This window comes from Kribbella sp. ALI-6-A (genome assembly GCF_001984195.1).
In the GTDB taxonomy this organism is placed as follows: Bacteria; Actinomycetota; Actinomycetes; order Propionibacteriales; family Kribbellaceae; genus Kribbella.
The window spans coordinates 1198071-1212698 of the sequence record NZ_MTQN01000012.1; the positions used below are offsets into that span (position 1 = coordinate 1198071).

The following is a 14628-nucleotide window of genomic DNA, read 5'->3' on the forward strand; positions in this document are numbered from 1 at the left end:
TGTCAGCTGACGACGGGAGCCATCCCGGCCGAGCGCGCCACGGCGTCGGGGTCGCCGCAGGTGGCCAGCCAGTTGGCGAGCATGCGATGGCCGCCTTCGGTCAGCACGGACTCCGGGTGGAACTGGACCCCCTCGACGGCCAGATCCTTGTGGCGGGCGGCCATGATCACTCCGGCCTCGGTGCGCGCGGTCACCTGCAGTACGTCGGGCACGCTGTCCTGGGCGATCGCCAGCGAGTGGTAGCGGGTCGCGGTGAACGGCGACGGCAGCCCGTCCAGCACTCCGGCGCCCTCGTGGAAGACCTGGCTGGTCTTGCCGTGCAGCAGCTCGTCCGCGCGGCCGACCACGCCGCCGTACGCGACGCCGATCGCCTGCAGGCCGAGGCAGACACCGAAGATCGGGACCTGGCCACCGGCCTGCTTGACGATGTCGACGCAGGCGCCGGCCTCCTCGGGCGTGCCCGGTCCCGGCGACAGCAGCACGCCGTCGTACGCGGTGACCTGCTCGGGCGTCACCTCGTCGTTGCGCAGGACCGTGGTGTCGGCCTGCAGCTGCTGCAGGTACTGCACCAGGTTGTAGACGAAGGAGTCGTAGTTGTCGACGACGAGGATGCGCGGCATGAGCCGAGTTTACGGGCCTCCGGGCAGCGGCCCGGAGAGTTGTTCCGCGAAGTGTTCAGCGACCGCTGCTCGACGGGCTCACGGTCGGCGTCTTCGCGAAGCCCGGCACCGTCGCGCTCTGCAGGTCCAGGGTGCCCTCGTAGGCCGGCATCGCGATGTTCGACTCGGTCTTCACCTCGTAGCCGAGCTGGAACTTCACCACGTAGTCCTGGAGGTTCTCGATGTACTTCGAGTCGTCCAGCGACTGCTGCAGCTTGCGCCGGTCACCGATCGCGGTGATCCGGTACGGCGGCAGGTACGGAACGCCGTGCAGGACGACCGAGTTGCCGACGCACTTGATGCCGGTCGTGGAGATCACCCGGTGGTCCTGGATCGAGATTGCGTCGGCGCCGCCGGCCCACAGCGCGTTCACCACCGCCTGGATGTCCTGCTGGTGGATCACCAGCCAGTCGGCGTCGACGTCCGGATTGTCCTTGACCACCTGGGGCGGCGCGTCCTTGAGCGTCACGGTCAGTCCGGGCCCGGTGACCGGCGTGGTGCCGACCGCGACCGACAGGTCCTGGAGCTGCTTGGCCAGCTTCGGCGGGAACGAGCCCTGCTGCGCGCGCAGCTTGTCGATGTCCCCGCTCAGGGCGGCGTGCTGCCGGGTCAGGGTCGCGCTGCGGCGGCTCTGTTCCTCCACGAGGCCCGCGAGCGTAGTGTTACGACTGGGACGCAGGTCGGTGCCACGAGCGTTGGTGGCGCTGGTCGCGAACAGCAGGCCGGCGCACAGCAGTGCCACCGGCGCACCCGCGCGCCAGAGCGAAAAACGCCGCAGCCTGCTCACTCGTGACTCCCATGCTCCCGTCTGCACTACGCTAACCGAGGCCACCCGTCGGTGTGGCTGGTGGACAGCCTCGCGAACCGAGGGACCACCACTCACCTTAGTGTCCGCTACAAGGAGCCCAAGCCGTGCCCGAGTCGAGCAGTCGCGAAAAGAAGAAGAAGTCGGCCGCGGAGAAGCCGCAGAAGACTCCGAAGAAGCCCCGTACCTCCAGCCGCGCCTGGGTGGCGCCGCTGATGCTGGGCTGCTGGCTGCTCGGGCTGATCTGGCTGGTGGTCTTCTACGTGGCCGGTCAGGACATCCCGTTCATGAACGACCTGGGCAACTGGAACCTGCTGATCGGCATGGGCCTGATCGCCGTGGGGTTCGTCGTCTCGACCCAGTGGATCTGAGTTATCCACACCCGTATCCCCAGCTGTGCACAGCTTTCGGCCGAGTTGTCCCCAGGTTTTCCCGAGGTTGTGCACCGATTCAGCCCCGAAATCGGCTGAATCTGTGGATTGTTGAGGTTTGATCACCATGTTGTCCACAACTGGGGAAGACGGCTTCCCGGCGCAGGTCAGCTGAGGTAGCCGGCCAGCAGGGACCCGAAGTGGGCCGGTGGGTGATGGGCGACCCCCGGCAGGTGACGGACGGCCAGGCCGAGGCCGGTGAGCTCCGGGGTCATGCTGGTGACCACGTCGAGCAGATCGTCGTCGGTGCCGATCAGGACGGTCGCGGGGGACAGCGAGTTCGCGGCCGACGGCGGCAGTTCGCGGAGCGCGGGAGCGAGCGCCAGTACGCCGTCGGCCCGCTGCGGCAGACCGGTCAGGGCCCAGTCGAGGGCCGCGCGACCGCCCGCGGAGAAGCCGGCGGCAATCAGCGGCAGGCCTCGCAGCTCCTCGGGGAGCTGAGTGAGCGCGCGGGCGATGTCGTCGCGCGCGGCCTGGCGGTCCGGCCAGGTGCGGTACATCGGGGACATCAGCTGCGAGGACTCCACACAGACCAGGGCGCAGCCGAGCTCGAGCACGCCCGACCAGTCACGGGCCGCGTGAGTCGCACGCTGCCCGGCGCCGTGGAGTGCGACCACCACACGCGTGGGCTGGTCGCCGAGGTGGACCAAGGGTGGCGTCAGGTCGGCGACATGGCGCTGACGACTGAGCGCCACCACCTGCTGGAACTCCGGCAGGCCCTGGAGCCCGGCGAGGTCGTCGTCCTCGGTGAGGATCGGCTCGGCCCACCACCCGCCCGCGTCCGACTCTCTCCGCAGTACCGCGAGCGCTTCCTGCGTCTGGCCGAGTGAGCCGAGCAGGCACGCCCGCAGGTGAGCCAGCTCGGCCGACCACGGCGTGAGGTCGCTGGCCGCGTCCAGCAGGGCGAGCGCGTCCGCCTGCCGGCCGGCGTCGTACAGGGCGGCGACTTCGTCGGTCAGAGCGTCGTAGCGGTCTTCATCGGTCTTCACACCGGGATCTTCGCAGGGCCGGTCCACTTCTACGCAGACATATACGTAGACATCTACGTACGGCATATGTATAGTTCTACGTAGAAGGAGACACCATGCCGAACAAGACGATCTACGTGTCCGACGACGACCTGGCGCTCTACAAGCGCGCCCAGGAGCTCGCCGGCAACCTGTCCTCCGCGATCTCGATCGCGCTCCGGCGCTACGTCGAGATGGAGGAGGGCCGCCAGGAGGGGTACGACGAGATCACCGTGCGGGTCGGCCGGGGCACCGGTCGCAAGCAGCGGTTCTCGGGCGTCCTGCTGGCCGAGGGCGGCCGGTCGAGCAAGGACGGTTACGAGGCCTTCAAGGTCTATCGCAGCCGGACCGGCAAGTTCGTCCTGCACGCCGACCGCCGCAACCAGTTCAAGCAGCAGCAGAGCGACCCGGCGTACGAGAACGGCTGGCGCAGCTGGATCGGCAACTGGAGCAGCGACCAGTCCTGGAGCATGGCGCAGGGCGAGGCCACCCTGCACGTGGCCGAAACGATCGAGGAGCTGCGCGAGCTGATCCCCGACGACCTCTACGCCCTGGTCGAGGAGGCGGCGAACCAGCCCGCCGTCGAGGATCTCGACATCTGATCCCCGCCTGACAACTGAACAGCACCACCCACTCCGGCGGCCACGGGCCGTCCGGCTGGATCCGCACACCCTCCTTCTGACTTCGCGGTCCCCACACCCCACTGGCTCGGCGCGAGCCTGCCCACCAACACCCCATCGTCCCGAGGCGGCGCGAGCCTGCCCGAAAACAAGCGAGGAACCATGACAGCAGCGATCGAGGTCCGCGGACTGCGCAAGTCCTTCGGCGACCAGCTGGTGCTCGACGGCATCGACCTGACAGTTGCCCAAGGCACCATTTTCTCCCTGCTCGGCCCGAACGGCGCCGGCAAGACCACCGTGGTGAAGATCCTGTCCACGCTGGTCACCGCCGACTCCGGCGAGATCCGGATCGACGGCACCGAGCTGACCGCCGCCCCGGACACGATCCGGGCCGCGATCGGGGTCACCGGCCAGTTCTCCGCGGTCGACGGCCTGCTCACCGGCGAGGAGAACCTGCGGCTGATGGCCGACCTGCACCACCTCGGCCGGGCCGCCGGTCAGCAGCGGGCCGCCACCCTGCTCGAGCAGTTCGACCTGGTGGAGGCGGCGAAGAAACCGGTGATGACCTACTCCGGCGGCATGAAGCGCCGGCTCGACCTGGCGATGACGCTGGTCGGCGATCCGCGGATCATCTTCCTGGACGAGCCGACCACCGGTCTCGACCCGCGCAGCCGGCACAGCATGTGGCAGATCATCCGCCAGCTGGTCTCCGGCGGCGTGACGGTCTTCCTCACCACCCAGTACCTGGAAGAGGCCGATCAGCTCGCCGACCGGATCGCCGTCCTGGACCACGGCCGACTGGTGGCCCAGGGCACCGCCGAGGAGCTGAAGCGGCTGGTTCCGGGCGGGCACGTCCGGCTGCGGTTCACCTCACCCGGCGAGCTCGAACTGGCCGCCCGGGTGCTGCCGAGCGGCGTACCCGACGCGAGCGCTCTGGTGCTGCAGGTCCCGAACGACGGCCGCGTGCAGTCGCTGCGGGAACTGCTCGCCCGGATCGACGACGCCTCGCTGGAGGTCGACGAGCTCACCGTGCACACCCCCGACCTGGACGACGTCTTCTTCGCCGTCACCGGTCACTCCACCCTCGACGAGAAAGCGACCACCCGATGAGCACGACGACCCCGACCATCCGTCCGCTGGCCGACACCGCGACCATGCTGCGCCGCAACCTGCGGCACCAGCAGCGCTACCCGTCGATGACGCTGAGCACGCTGATCAGCCCGGTGATCATGCTGCTGCTGTTCGGCTTCGTCTTCGGCAAGACGTTCCAGGCCGGGATCGGCGGTGGCGGCTTCGACTACCTCGACTTCCTGGTACCCGGCCTGCTGCTGGTCACGATGGGCTCGGGCACGGTCTCGACCGCGGTGGCCGTCTGCACCGACATGACCGAGGGCATCGTGGCCCGGTTCCGGACGATGGCGATCTTCCGCCCGTCGGTGCTCACCGGGCACGTGATCGGCAGCCTGCTGCAGACGCTGGTCAGTGTCGCGCTGCTGATCGGGGTCGCGCTGCTGATGGGCTTCCGCCCCACGGCGACCTTCGGCGAGTGGTTGCCGGCGACCGCCCTGATCATCGGCACGTCGATCGCGCTGACCTGGATGGCCGTCGCGCTCGGCCTGACCTCGAAGACGCCGGAGGCCGCGAGCAACGTCGTGCTGCCGTTCAGCCTGATCCTGCCCTTCCTCAGCAGCACCTTCGTCCCGATCGAGTCGATGCCGTCCGGCATCCGCTGGTTCGCCGAGTACCAGCCCTACACACCGATCATCGAGACCCTGCGCGGGCTGCTGATCGGTACGCCGTATCAGGCCTCCGACGGCTGGCTCGCCGCCGCCTGGTGCGTCGCGATCACGGCCGGCGGCTACCTCTGGTCCCGCCGCTCGTACAACCGCGGAACCGCCGCCTGACCTGCACGAACCCAGCCGATGGACCAGGTTTTGAGCGATCGCTCAAAACCTGGTCTATGCTGCGTTCATGACCACTCCCGAGCAATCACCGCCTCCGGTCGTCTGGTCGAAGCGGATTCCTGCCCTGCTGATCGTGACGGCCACCGCCGTCCTCGCCCCGCTGCTGCTCGTCCGGGCCGGCCGGCTCGACACCGCCGCGCTCTTCGTCGGGGCACCACTCGCGATCGCTGTCGTGATCGCCCTCGCCCCGCCGGCCAAGAGCCTGCACGGGCTGACCTTCCGGGTCGTGACGTTCGCGCTGATGATCACGTCGGCGTTCCTGCACGAGGGGGCCGCCTGCGTCCTGATGGCCGCACCGCTCGTGTACGGCGTGGCGCACTTCGTCGCCGAGATCGTCCGGCAGTCCCGTCTGCGTCGTGAGGGTGACCGCTACCTGGCCGCGCTCGCGATCGTCCCGCTCCTGGCCGCCGGGCTCGAAGGCACGGCGTACCGGGTGGATCCGATCCAGCAGGTCAGCGTGGAGCGGGTGGTCGCGATGTCACCGGTCGAGACGGTCACCCGGCTCGCGCGAGGCCCGGACTTCTCGGCCGAGCGGCCGTTCCTGCTCCGGCTGACCGGTTACCCGACGCCGACGACGGCGAGTGGCACCGGCCTGGAGGTCGGCACGCGGTGGTCGTTCCTGCTGGCCGGCGACCCGATCGTCACCGAAGTGGTCGCGCACGACCAGCGGCGGATCGCGTTCGCGGTCGTCGAGGACCAGTCGAAGACCCAGCGCTGGTTGCACTGGCAGGGCGGCTCGATCCAGCTCACGCCGCGGGCCGACGGCACGACCGAGGTCGATCTCACGGTCGAGTTCACCCGCCGGCTCGACCCGAGCTGGTACTTCGGCCCGATCGAGGCCGCGATGGTCGGCGCCGGCCTCGACCACTTCGCCGACAGCCTCGGCCTCACCGCCGGCGCCCGGCCCACCGACTGAGCGGCCACCATGACCGAACTCGTCGTGATCCGCTGGCTCTGCCTCGCGGTCCCGGTGGCCCTCACCGTCGTCCTGTGGCGTCGCTCCCCGGAGCGTGGGTGGGAGTGGCGTCAGACGCCGCCGGCAACTGCGGGGGCCGACGGCAACCGGCGGGCGGGCGCGGCCCTGCTCGGCTTCCTGTTCGCCTTCGTCGCGCTCGGAGTCACCAACCAACTGGCGATGAGCGTCGGGTGGTGGAGCTTCGCGCCGGTGGTTGGCAGCTTCCTCGGCGTACCGCTCGACCTGTGGATCGGCTGGGCGCTGTGCTGGGGCGCACTGCCCGTCCTGCTCTCGGGTCGCCTGCTGCTGTGGGTGCTGACCTGCGCTTGGCTCGATCTGCTGCTGATGCCCCGCCTCGACGGTCTGGTTCAGCTCGGCCCGCACTGGCTGTACGGCGAAGTCGTCGCGCTGCTGCTCGTGCTCGTCCCAGCTCTCCTCCTCGCCCGCTGGACCCTCGAACGCCGCCGCCTGAACGGCCGGGTGATCCTCCAATTGACGACGTTCACCGGACTCGTGCTCTGGCTGCTGCCGTCAGCGGTGATGGATCAGGGCGACGGATCGTGGAGCCACCTGCTCGACGGACCGGTCTGGCGGACGTCGCTGATCGTCCAGCTGATGGCTCTCGCGTCGGTGCCGGCGCTCGCCGCCGTGGTGGAGTTCGCCGTCCGCGGCCGCGGTACGCCGTACCCGTGGGATCCGCCGGAGCGCCTGGTCACCACCGGCCCGTACGCGTACCTGTCGAACCCGATGCAGGCGTCGGTCGTCGTCATGCTGGCCCTGCTCGCCCTCGGCACGCAGAGCTGGTCGCTCGCGCTGGCCACCGTCGGCGTGGTCTCGTTCTCGCGCTTCCTCGCCGATCCGCACGAGCGCGAGCAGTTGAACGCCCGGCAGCCGGAGTGGCGAGCCTACGACCGCGAGGTGCGGCCGTGGATCGTCCGGCGCCGGCCGTACCAACCGCAGGCGGAGCTCTATCTGAGTGAGACCTGCACGATCTGCACGCAGACCAGAGCTCTGATCGAGTCGACCGGACCCCGGGGGCTCACCATCAACCCCGCCGAGACCTATACGGTGGTCGGGCTGCGCCGCGCCTTGTACGTCGGACCTGACGGCTTGCGGGTCAGCGGGCTGGGCGCGATCGCCCGGGCGTTCCAGCACAGCGGACCGGGCTGGGCGTACGTCGGCTGGCTGCTCGGGCTGCCTGTCGTCCGGCCGGTGCTGCAGCTCTTGCTCGACGGTATGGGCGGCGGCGCGCGAGACCTGCCGGCCCGGTCACCATGAAAGGACTGCCGATGGCGAAGACCACCCGCGCCGATCTGCTCGATGCCGCCCTGCGGACGATCGCCGAACGTGGTTTCGCCGGGGCGTCGGCTCGGCACATCGCCACCGCGGCCGGGCAGAACCAGGCGCTGGTGTTCTACCACTTCGGCACCGTCAACGACCTGATCGCGGCCGCCTGCCGGGAGAGTACCGAGTCACGCGTCGCGCTCTACCGCGACCGGTTCGACCAGGCCACAACGTTCGCCGAGCTGCTCGCCGTCGGGCGTGAGGTGCACGTCACCGAGCACGCCGAGGGCAACGTCGCCGTCCTGGCTCAGCTGCTGGCCGGCGCTCGCGGCAACGAGGTGGTCGGCGCGGCGGTCGCGGACGCGCTGAACCTCTGGGTCGTCGAGGTGGAGAAGACGCTGGCCCGCGTGCTGGCGGGCAGTCCGTTGCTCCCGCTCGTCGACCGCGGTGGTCTGGCCCGCGCGATCTCGGCCGGCTTCGTTGGCATCGAGCTGCTCGACGGCGTCGATCCGGCGGGCGCGACCCGTGCGCTCGCGTCGCTGGAGCAGCTCGCCGTACTGACCGAGACGCTGCTGTCCGAGCTCGACAACCTCGGCCCGGTCACCAGCCGCCTGGTGAAGCGGAAGCTGAACGCGCTCACCAACCCGTAGCCGCGGGCGCTCCCAGCTGGTTGGCGCGAGTGCGGACGTGGGCCGGCACGAGCAGATCGCAGTCGCTGTTGCTGATCGGCTCACCCGCGACCACACGCAGCGGGACCACCCCGGTCCAGAACGGCAGGTCGAGGTCCTCCGGCTCGTCGTTCGCCTCACCCACGCGGGTCTTCACCGAAGCCTCGGTCAGGTCCAGCGCGAGCACCGAGGTCTTCGCCAGCTCCTTCTTGTTCGGGGCGCGCGACCCGCTGGACCGGCCCGGCACGAGGTGGTCGACGATGGTCGTCAGCCCGTGCAGCTTCTCGTCCGGATCCGTCACCAGCCGCGGCCTGCCGAGTACGACGGCCGACCGGTAGTTCACCGAGTGGTGGAACGCGGACCGGGCCAGCACGAGCCCGTCGATGTGTGTCACGGTCACGCAGATGGTCTGCCCCGGCGCCGCGACCACACTCCGGGCGGCCACCGATCCGTGCAGGTAGAGCGTCCCGTCCGGCCCCCGGTCGAGGTCCACGCCGTACGCCGTGGGCAGCACCAGCGGATCGCCGTCGACGACCACGCCGAGGTGGCAGAACATGCCGGCCTGCAGCACGTCGTACAGGACCTGGCGGTCGGTGGCGGCGCGTTCCTTCGAGCGGCGCACCTGGGTCCGGGCGGTCGGTGACAAAGGAATCGTGGTCATAAGTTCAGCGTGGCAGAGTAGTGGCATGCCTTCACGGTCCACTTCGCGACGTTTCGAGTAGTCCATTGTGAGAACCTCGCTACCGCTGACCGTGGACCGGAATGCCGGGATCGCGCTGCATCTCCAGCTCGCCGAGCAGTTCCGGGCCGCGATCCGGGACGGCCGGCTCCAGGCCGGTTTTCGCCTTCCGTCGACCCGCGATCTCGCCCGCGACGTCGAGGTGTCCCGCGCGGTCGCGCAGGCGGCGTACGACCAACTGCATGCGGAGGGCTGGATCACCGGCCGGACCGGCTCGGGCACGTACGTCGCCGACGTCGTTCCGCTGACACCGGCCGTTCGCCGACCCACCCGCCCACGCGGGGAGCCCGAGCCGGAGCTGCTGACCCTCCGCCCGGGCATCCCGTTCATCGCGAGCACACCGGATCCCGGCTGGCGGCGGGCCTGGCGTGAGGTCTCCGCGCAGAGCCCGCCCCGCGGGTACGACGAACCCGCCGGCCTCCCCGAGCTGCGCACCGCGCTCGCCGAGCACGTCGGCCGGGTTCGCGGCATCGCCTGCGGTCCGGAGAACCTGGTGATCACCAACGGCACCGTGCACGGTCTGCACCTGCTGCTCACCACCACCCGCTCACCCGGAGACCGGATTGCGATCGAGGACCCCGGCTACGTCAACGCGGTCAACGCAGCCCGGTCGCACCGGCTCGAGGTGGTCGACGTTCCCGTCGACGCCGACGGGCTGCGGGTGGAAACGCTCGGCGACGACCTGGCCGCGGTCTACGTCACGCCGTCCCACCAGTACCCGCTGGGCGGCCGGCTTCCCGTTGCCCGACGCAACGAGTTGATCCGCTGGGCCCGGCGGACCGGCGCGACGCTGATCGAGGACGACTACGACAGCGAGTTCCGGTACGACGTGGCGCCGCTGCCGGCGCTCGCCCAGCTCGACCTCGACCGGGTCGTGCATCTCGGCACGCTGTCGAAGATGCTCAGCCCCTCGTTGCGGCTCGGCTGGCTGGTCGCCTCCACGCCGGTTGTCGACCGGATCGCCGCGCACCGCGAGGACGCCAGCGACTGGCCGGCCTGGCCGATGCAGGCCGCTCTGCTCGCGATGCTGCGCGACGGCTACCTCGACCAGCTCGTCCGCCGCTCCAGCCGCCTGTACGCCGAACGCCGCAACCTCACCTGCCGGATGCTCGCGCCGTACGGGCGGGTGGTCGGCCAGGACGCCGGGCTGCACATCACCCTGCTGCTGCCCGACCACGTCGACGACCGCGCGCTGGCCGCGCGGGCCAGGACCGCCGGCGTCGCGGTCGCCCCACTCGCCGACTACCGCCGCGGCATCAGCGGCCTACCCGGCCTGGTGATCGGCTACGCCACTCCGACCGACGAGGATCTGGTGACAGCGCTGAAGATCCTGGTCGACCTGCTCAGCTGACCAGCTCCGCGGCGTACAGCCAGATCACCACGCGATCCCTGAGGACGTCGAGCAACGGCGGGACCGGTCGTCCCGACCGTTCGCCGACCTCGGTCACACTGGTCACCTCGGTCGCTTGCCAGCCGTGCTGCGCGACCCAGGCGTCCGGCCGGCCGAGCTGGTTGTCCCGGAAGGCGGTCAGCAACAGGTCCCAGGTCGCCTGCTCCTCGGCGTCGAGCGTGTCGTACTCGACGTCGGCCCGCGTCGGCAGCCGGCTGAAGTACTCACCGGCGGTCCGGCTGCCCGCGGCGGACAACCCGGTAATTGCCTCCAGCAACTGATCCGCCTCGGTGCGCGCGAGGTACATCTGCAGACCCTCGACCAGCCAGAACGTCGGCCGCGCCGGATCGAACCCGCCGGCCACCAGCGCGGACGTCCAGTCACCCCGCAGGTCGGCCACCAGCGGCACCCGGCGGCAGGTCGGCTCGGCAGCCTCCTGATCGAGCACCTGTGCCTTGAAACTCAGCACCGGCTCGGTGTCCACCTCGAACAGCACGACGTCAGCCGGCAGGTCCAGCCGGAACGCACGAGTGTCGAGCCCGGCACCGAGCACCGCCACCTGGCGAATGCCCGACCTGACCGCGTCGACCACGTGCCGGTCGTAGAACGGGGTCCGCTGGGTGAAGTAGTACCGCAGCCCGTTCCACGTTCGCGACGTGCCGTCGTCCCGCGCCGGACCGAGCCGCGGCAGCTGCACGCCCGCGGGCACGGGAGCTCGCAGCGCGGCGGCCACGAAGGCCGCCGCGAGCGGCTCGACGAACAACGGCTCGGGCTCCCGGCTCTCCTGAGCACGTCCGTAGGCGGTCAGCAGCGAGGTCCAGCCGACCCCCGCGGGAATCTCGGTCATGGTCTCGATGAGACCACGACGGTCAGCTCACGGACGCGTGGGGTTGTCGCGCAGCGGGGGCTGGACGACGGGGGTGTCACCGTTCCAGGTGAGCTCCGACAGCCACATCGTGCGGCCAGGCGGGTCGGAGCCGACCAGCGCGGGATCCCAGGCGTGGTAGACGAACCAGTAGCGGCCGTCCTTCTCCAGCACCATGTTGTGGCCGGGTCCGGCGGCGTCGTCCGAGGTGGCGAGGATCGGGTCGCCAGACTTCTTGCACGGCCCGGCTGGTGTCGTGCAGAGCGCGTGGCCGACGGCGTACTCGGCCTTGTCGTAGGCGTTGGCGGAGTAGAACATGTGGAACTTGCCGTTCCGCTCGACCATGTACGGCGCCTCGACGAGGTTGCCTTCCCAGGGCAGGTCCTGCTTGAACATCCTGGTCGTCTCGCCGACCAGCTGGAGTCCGTCGGCCGACAGCTTGGAGACGTAGATCCAGGTGTCCTGGCCGACCGCGTTGCCGTCGTTCTTCCAGTACAGCCAGCGCTGCCCGCTGGAGTCCTGGAACGGGCTGGCGTCGATCGAACCACCCTCATCACTCTGACAGATCAGGGGATTACTCGATTTGTCGACATATGGACCTTCCGGCTGTGAGGCGACCGCGACCCCGATGCACTGCCGGCCGGTCTTGTCGTTCGAGCTCGTGTAATACATGACGAACCGGTCAGCGCCGTGCACGGCGACCTCGGGCGCCCAGACCTTGCCGGCCGAGGTCCAGCCCGGCAGCGCCGGCAGCGCGTCGCCGACCTGCTCCCACTCGACCAGGTCGGTCGACTTCAGGGTCTGGATGTTGCCGAGCGGTCCGTTGGTCGCGAACGCGTAGAACGTGTCCCCGGCCGCGATCACCTGCGGGTCGGCGAAGTTGTTGTCGTAGACCGGATTGCTGAATCCCACACTCGCTCCTTCGGACGGCGGGCCGGGGTCGTCGTCGCTGCCGCACCCCGCCAGAACGAGCAGCAGCAACGACAACCCCAGTCCGCGCAGCATCACTTGCTCTCGTAGAACCGCAGGTAGTCGAACGTGGCCACCGGCTTCGGGTTCGCCCCCGTGAACTCGCCGTGCGCGAACAGTCCCAGCCTCGGCGTCTCGCCGGCCGGCAGCACCCACGCCGCGCCCCAGGTCCAGTTCTTGCCGTCGACACTCGTGCCGGCTTGGTAGACGTGCTCGCCGGCGGCGTTCTTGTGGAACGCGAGCCGCATCCACAGGTCGGTCGCCGACCGGCCGATCGCGGCACCGCCGTAGCTGGTCGCGCCGTCGGAGGCCCGGGCGACGAGCTCCCGCCCGTACTCGGTCTGCCGGGTGCGCCAGATCGCGACGTTGCCCAGCCGGGCGAAGTCGTCGTCGTTGCGGTAGGCAATCATCCCGGCCTGCTGGTAGTTGCGGATGTCACCCTCGCCGAGGTCCAGGTGGAGCTTGGTCTCGGCGATCCAGCGGTCGGTGCCGGGCGTCTGGTGGAACAGCAGTCCGGCGTTGTTGCCACCGCCGACCAGGTCGGCGTTCTGCAGCGGCCAAGAAAGCTTGCCACCAGCAACTACCGCCGAAGCGTCCGGGCGGACCCAGGACCAGGCGCCGCCCAGGCCGGAGCCGTCGAACTCGTCACCGGCCAGCAGCTTCCCGGTCTTCGGCTGGGGAGCGAGCTTCCGCACCGGCTTGGCGACCGGGCGGACGGTCAGGTTGTCCAACTCGGCCGAACCGAGCCACCTGACCGGCGCCGACTTCAACCGCAGCTTCGGCACGCTCAGCCGCGCCTCGGCGTACAGGTCACCGAGTCCGGCGTCGCTGAGCCGTGCGGTCACCACACCGTCGGCGACCTGGATGCTCAGCTTGTTCCACTGGGTGCGGTCGAAACCGGCCGGCAACGGCGCCGAGGCGGTCTTGCCACCGGCGACGACGGTCAGCTTGCTGCTGCCGACACTCGCCACCACCGAGCCACCGATCACGGTCGTGAAGCTGCTGCCCAACCGGACGTCGGCCTCGACCCGCAGCGATCCACCGGGCGCGGCCTGCTTAGTGGTTGCCAGGCCACGGATCTGCGCGGTCGGTCCACCCAGCGCGTCACCAGGACGCCGGGTCGCGAGCCGCAGCCCCGAGGCCGGGTCGGTCGAGATGATCCCGGCGCCGGAACCGGTGGTCGGCGCGGGCTGCGGAGTCTCCGACGGACCGGCACCCGCGCGGGTGCGCGGCCAGCCGTCGATCCAGTCGATCCGGTCGACCAGCATCGGCCGCCGGTTGATGCCGAACGGGTCGGTCAGCCACGGCTTCGCGCGGTCGATCGCGTGGTACAGGATGTGGTCCTGGCCGGCCGCGTCGGTGAAGAACGCGTGGTGGCCGGGGCCGATCCACTTGTTGCCGTTCTGGGTGAGCACGGTCGTGCCACCGACCCGGGACTCGTTCATGCTCGCGCCGTCGGCGTCGAGGAACGGCCCCTTGGGCGACTTCGACCGGCCGGCGAAGACGGAGTATCCGGTGGTCGGGCCGGCGCAGCAGTTCATCGACGAGGCCATCAGGTAGTACCAGCCGTCGCGGTAGACGACGTACGAGCCCTCGTAGCGGTCGCCGATGGTGACCTGGGTCGGTTCGCCGACCGCCTGCAGGCCGTCCGGGCTGACCTCGGTGACCGAGATGCCGCCGTAGAAGCCGCCGTAGTACAGGTAGCGCTTGCCGTCGGCGGCGGTCAGCAGGGCCGGGTCGATGGTGCCGAAGTAGCCACCGTTGCCGTCCGGCTTCGGGGTGACGACCGGGCCACCGGTGGCGGTCCACGGGCCGGCCGGGGTCGGCGCGGTCGCGACGCCGATCGCCGGGTCGCCGCCGGGGTTGGCCGCGGTGTCGGTGACGGTGAAGTACATGACGTAGCGGCCACCGAAGTACCGGATGTCGGGCGCCCAGAAGAACGAGCCGGGCGCCGCCCAGGACGGCTTGGTGGTGTCGTCGAAGACGGTGCCCAGGTACTCCCAGGAGCCGAAGTCCTTGGTCCGGGCCATGTGCATCAGGCCGAACGGACCGCCGGAGACCAGCGGGTCGGAGGTGGCGTAGGCGTACCAGTAGCCGTCGCGGCCCTGGATGATCGCCGGATCGGCGTAGGTGTCGGCGAACGGTTTCGAGATGTCGTTCTGGGTGGTGAGCGCCGGCGGCGGGGCCGCCGACGCGGCCGTGGTTCCGGCGGCGACGGCGGCCACGGCGAGCGCGGCGGCAAGGATTCTTCGAGGCACGGGCGGTTCCTCTC

Annotated in this window: 15 protein-coding genes; 8 read left to right on the plus strand and 7 right to left on the minus strand. The window is 70.0% G+C overall.

Translation table 11 applies throughout. The annotated features are described in order from the left end of the window. Nucleotides 1-2: 2 nt before the first annotated feature. Nucleotides 3-620: an aminodeoxychorismate/anthranilate synthase component II gene (locus BWI15_RS32195; protein ID WP_077018281.1), complete on the minus strand. Its 618-nt coding sequence runs from the start codon at nt 618-620 to the stop codon at nt 3-5. Between the two features lie 55 nt (nt 621-675). Next, nucleotides 676-1446, minus strand: a complete 771-nt coding sequence (locus BWI15_RS32200) for a DUF881 domain-containing protein (RefSeq protein ID WP_077018282.1) — start codon at nt 1444-1446, stop codon at nt 676-678. Nucleotides 1447-1571: 125 nt separating this feature from the next. Between BWI15_RS32200 and BWI15_RS32205 the strand changes: the two genes are divergently transcribed. Continuing rightward, entirely contained in the window at nt 1572-1835 is a 264-nt protein-coding gene (locus tag BWI15_RS32205) for a cell division protein CrgA (RefSeq protein ID WP_077018283.1), read from the plus strand. Nucleotides 1836-2002: 167 nt separating this feature from the next. On the opposite strand, the gene BWI15_RS32210 is transcribed toward BWI15_RS32205, so the two are convergent. Then, nucleotides 2003-2884: an alpha/beta hydrolase gene (locus BWI15_RS32210; protein ID WP_077018284.1), complete on the minus strand. Its 882-nt coding sequence runs from the start codon at nt 2882-2884 to the stop codon at nt 2003-2005. Between the two features lie 95 nt (nt 2885-2979). On the opposite strand from BWI15_RS32210, the gene BWI15_RS32215 reads away from it, so the two are divergent. The 6 genes from BWI15_RS32215 to BWI15_RS32240 all read left to right on the plus strand — a co-directional run bounded on the left by BWI15_RS32215 (nt 2980) and on the right by BWI15_RS32240 (nt 8375). After that, the gene (locus tag BWI15_RS32215; RefSeq protein WP_077018285.1) at nt 2980-3504 is read left to right on the plus strand and encodes an EXLDI protein; all 525 of its coding nucleotides are present in this window, start codon (nt 2980-2982) and stop codon (nt 3502-3504) included. Between the two features lie 180 nt (nt 3505-3684). Beyond that, a complete protein-coding gene (locus BWI15_RS32220; RefSeq protein WP_077018286.1) occupies nt 3685-4632 on the plus strand; it encodes an ATP-binding cassette domain-containing protein in 948 nt (315 codons plus the stop codon). Next, nucleotides 4629-5426, plus strand: a complete 798-nt coding sequence (locus BWI15_RS32225; protein WP_077018287.1) for an ABC transporter permease — start codon at nt 4629-4631, stop codon at nt 5424-5426. The genes BWI15_RS32220 and BWI15_RS32225 overlap by 4 nt, the downstream gene beginning before the upstream one ends. A gap of 67 nt (nt 5427-5493) precedes the next feature. Continuing rightward, nucleotides 5494-6402: an SRPBCC family protein gene (locus tag BWI15_RS32230; RefSeq protein WP_083751136.1), complete on the plus strand. Its 909-nt coding sequence runs from the start codon at nt 5494-5496 to the stop codon at nt 6400-6402. Between the two features lie 9 nt (nt 6403-6411). Continuing rightward, nucleotides 6412-7719 carry a methyltransferase family protein gene (locus BWI15_RS32235; RefSeq protein WP_077018288.1) on the plus strand — a complete coding sequence of 436 codons (1308 nt, stop codon included), beginning with the start codon at nt 6412-6414 and terminating at the stop codon, nt 7717-7719. An 11-nt stretch (nt 7720-7730) separates the two neighbouring features. After that, complete coding sequence (locus BWI15_RS32240; protein ID WP_077018289.1) at nt 7731-8375, plus strand: TetR/AcrR family transcriptional regulator; 645 nt, start codon at nt 7731-7733, stop codon at nt 8373-8375. On the opposite strand, the gene BWI15_RS32245 is transcribed toward BWI15_RS32240, so the two are convergent. Further along, complete coding sequence (locus BWI15_RS32245; protein WP_077018290.1) at nt 8362-9054, minus strand: pyridoxamine 5'-phosphate oxidase family protein; 693 nt, start codon at nt 9052-9054, stop codon at nt 8362-8364. The two genes, BWI15_RS32240 and BWI15_RS32245, sit on opposite strands and share 14 nt — an antisense overlap. A gap of 67 nt (nt 9055-9121) precedes the next feature. Between BWI15_RS32245 and pdxR the strand changes: the two genes are divergently transcribed. Further along, nucleotides 9122-10483, plus strand: coding sequence for a MocR-like pyridoxine biosynthesis transcription factor PdxR (gene pdxR, locus BWI15_RS32250; RefSeq protein ID WP_077018291.1), 1362 nt, complete (start codon nt 9122-9124; stop codon nt 10481-10483). On the opposite strand, the gene BWI15_RS32255 is transcribed toward pdxR, so the two are convergent. The 3 genes from BWI15_RS32255 to BWI15_RS32265 are packed head-to-tail and all read right to left on the minus strand — an operon-like array spanning nt 10476 to nt 14614. Further along, nucleotides 10476-11369 carry an SAM-dependent methyltransferase gene (locus BWI15_RS32255; protein ID WP_077018292.1) on the minus strand — a complete coding sequence of 298 codons (894 nt, stop codon included), beginning with the start codon at nt 11367-11369 and terminating at the stop codon, nt 10476-10478. The two genes, pdxR and BWI15_RS32255, sit on opposite strands and share 8 nt — an antisense overlap. 27 nt (nt 11370-11396) lie before the next feature. Continuing rightward, complete coding sequence (locus BWI15_RS32260; protein ID WP_077018293.1) at nt 11397-12392, minus strand: glycoside hydrolase family 43 protein; 996 nt, start codon at nt 12390-12392, stop codon at nt 11397-11399. Then, the gene (locus BWI15_RS32265; RefSeq protein ID WP_077018294.1) at nt 12392-14614 is read right to left on the minus strand and encodes a family 43 glycosylhydrolase; all 2223 of its coding nucleotides are present in this window, start codon (nt 14612-14614) and stop codon (nt 12392-12394) included. Before BWI15_RS32265 ends, BWI15_RS32260 begins: the two co-directional genes overlap by 1 nt. Nucleotides 14615-14628 lie beyond the last annotated feature (14 nt).

Bases quoted from the DNA above. Each gene is read 5' to 3' on its own strand.
- BWI15_RS32195 (WP_077018281.1), bottom strand. From the start codon at position 620: ATGCCGCGCATCCTCGTCGTCGACAACTACGACTCCTTCGTCTACAAC.
- BWI15_RS32215 (WP_077018285.1), top strand. From the start codon at position 2,980: ATGCCGAACAAGACGATCTACGTGTCCGACGACGACCTGGCGCTCTAC.
- BWI15_RS32220 (WP_077018286.1), top strand. From the start codon at position 3,685: ATGACAGCAGCGATCGAGGTCCGCGGACTGCGCAAGTCCTTCGGCGAC.
- BWI15_RS32225 (WP_077018287.1), top strand. From the start codon at position 4,629: ATGAGCACGACGACCCCGACCATCCGTCCGCTGGCCGACACCGCGACC.
- BWI15_RS32230 (WP_083751136.1), top strand. From the start codon at position 5,494: ATGACCACTCCCGAGCAATCACCGCCTCCGGTCGTCTGGTCGAAGCGG.
- BWI15_RS32235 (WP_077018288.1), top strand. From the start codon at position 6,412: ATGACCGAACTCGTCGTGATCCGCTGGCTCTGCCTCGCGGTCCCGGTG.
- BWI15_RS32240 (WP_077018289.1), top strand. From the start codon at position 7,731: ATGGCGAAGACCACCCGCGCCGATCTGCTCGATGCCGCCCTGCGGACG.
- BWI15_RS32245 (WP_077018290.1), bottom strand. From the start codon at position 9,054: ATGACCACGATTCCTTTGTCACCGACCGCCCGGACCCAGGTGCGCCGC.
- BWI15_RS32255 (WP_077018292.1), bottom strand. From the start codon at position 11,369: ATGACCGAGATTCCCGCGGGGGTCGGCTGGACCTCGCTGCTGACCGCC.
- BWI15_RS32260 (WP_077018293.1), bottom strand. From the start codon at position 12,392: ATGCTGCGCGGACTGGGGTTGTCGTTGCTGCTGCTCGTTCTGGCGGGG.